This window comes from Halorubrum sp. Atlit-28R, assembly GCF_003665955.1.
In the GTDB taxonomy this organism is placed as follows: domain Archaea; phylum Halobacteriota; class Halobacteria; order Halobacteriales; family Haloferacaceae; genus Halorubrum; species Halorubrum tropicale.
Map to the genome: position 1 here is coordinate 1 of NZ_QPLS01000021.1, position 1,845 is coordinate 1,845.

At 57.5% G+C, this 1,845-nt stretch carries 1 protein-coding gene; it reads left to right on the forward strand.

The window, feature by feature from the left end:
* On the forward strand, nucleotides 1-1,602 hold a 1,602-nt coding region (locus DVK06_RS19400), incomplete at its 5' end, for a hypothetical protein (RefSeq protein ID WP_233561781.1).
* Nucleotides 1,603-1,845 lie beyond the last annotated feature (243 nt).

The window sequence follows — 1,845 nt, forward strand, 5'->3', positions numbered from 1 at the left end:
GCGAACTACAACAACTCTCGGAGTAACAAGTCTACAATCCGGGCTGACGGGGACGAGGATGCCGATGCCGATGCCGTTGAAGATGACGTTCGCGGTGAGGACTACAACTCGCCCCGGAGTAATCGGAGTATCGCGGGACCCAGCGATATCATCGACGACGATATCGGCGACGACGATGAGACGTTCCGGCGCATCTCGCGACTTGACGCACAACTTGAAGAGGCGACGACTGCGGCTACCACGTCGATATCGAAGCGGAGTGCGCGGACAGGGCGGAATCCGGAAACGGAAAAAGAGATTACTGAGGCGTTGGGCGACATGGAAGCAGTGCTGGCCGAGATGCGGGCAGTGCTCGAGCGGTGTTCAGATGAGTCCTGTGTCGCGGCATTAGCGAACGTCGTAGATAGAGAGGCAGACGTTGTCCGAGCGCAAGAGTACGCTCAGGACGGTGAGTGGGCCGCGTTCGGTCTTGACGGTGGTGGTGACGGAAACGATATCCTCGTTGGAGATTACTTGCTTCCACCAGTCGGGTTTGACACAGCAGGGTCGTTCAGTCCGGGTGAGCAGGCGGAGCTTTTCAGGTATCTTGAACAGAAACCTGTTGTTGCGGAGCGGTTCTCAGTGTGTCTGCCTGATGCTGAGGTTCCGGGTGGGAACAGCAGTATTCGTGAGGCGGTGACACCGAAGCGGCTCTTCGCCTACCTGACGGGTCGGTCCGACGGTGAGGGAAGGATTTACTCGTGGGGGAAAAATCAGCACGGTTCGAGTGGTCCGGATGAGAGTGGTGATTGTGACGATGACGACTCCACTGTGTCCCCGGGTGCGGTGTGCGGGGAAACGCCCCACTTTGTCGCGGAGATGACGGGGCCTGTGGCGACGGGCGGTGGACTCGGGACTGAGCGCACTGCTGACGGTCATATTGTTGTGACGAACTCTCCGCCGTCTGCTGGTGGTGCGTCTGTGTTGGTGTGTCCGGCTGAGGGTGAGCCGTTCGAGCCGGAGGGGTTGGATGCGTGGGGGAAGCGAGCACGTGACTCACCGACGACAATAGATGCGCAGGGTCGGATTGTCGACTTGACAGTCGCGCAGGTGATGGTTCAGCCTCCGGGGTGTCCGGAGATGGTTCCGGCTCTCATGTACGTGGGTCGAGGGCGAAGCGACGGGCAGCTCGTCTACTCGGGTGGGTGGATTATCGATGATGCTGCGTTGTACGAGAATTCGACGACGGTGTTGTCGATGGCCGGGGCAGCGCAGGTGGTTGGTATCGAGTGCTGCTTTGATTACTCTGCTGATGGAGATGTGCTCAGTGACTTAGTGGCGCGAGCAAGGCTGAGTGAGCGTGCTCGTCGAGGAGCGAGAATGGACTCAGGAACAGTCGATGAGTTGGTCAAAGCGGGAGTGTTTTCGGCGGACTCGTTTAACCCTGAGGACCCTATGGTGAGTGACTTTCTTCGGTTCCGGTCTGGAGGGGGCGGTGGCGGTCGGGTGTCCCTGACGCACGTGGCGATGGATGCGCCTGTGCTACACTTGATGAACGCTTCGAGTGCGTCGGACGGGGTAAAATTCAAGGCAGGGGCTGAGCTTTCGAAGAGCGTGAACTGATTGTCTGTAAGGCACCATGGCACCCCATGTGGCGACCCGAGTTTTTCTGACGGTATCGCTGTGCTGACTACATCCTCTGTATCTTGCACGCCGTTTCTATCAGATTTGGACGATCTTATCAAATCTACTACGGTGTAGCTAATGTTCGCCGCGGCTACAGCAGATTATGAAGAACTCCGTATTTGGTAACTGAGAATCGGCTTCTCAAACGAATATTGTAGTCGAATACCGGATTCTACTACC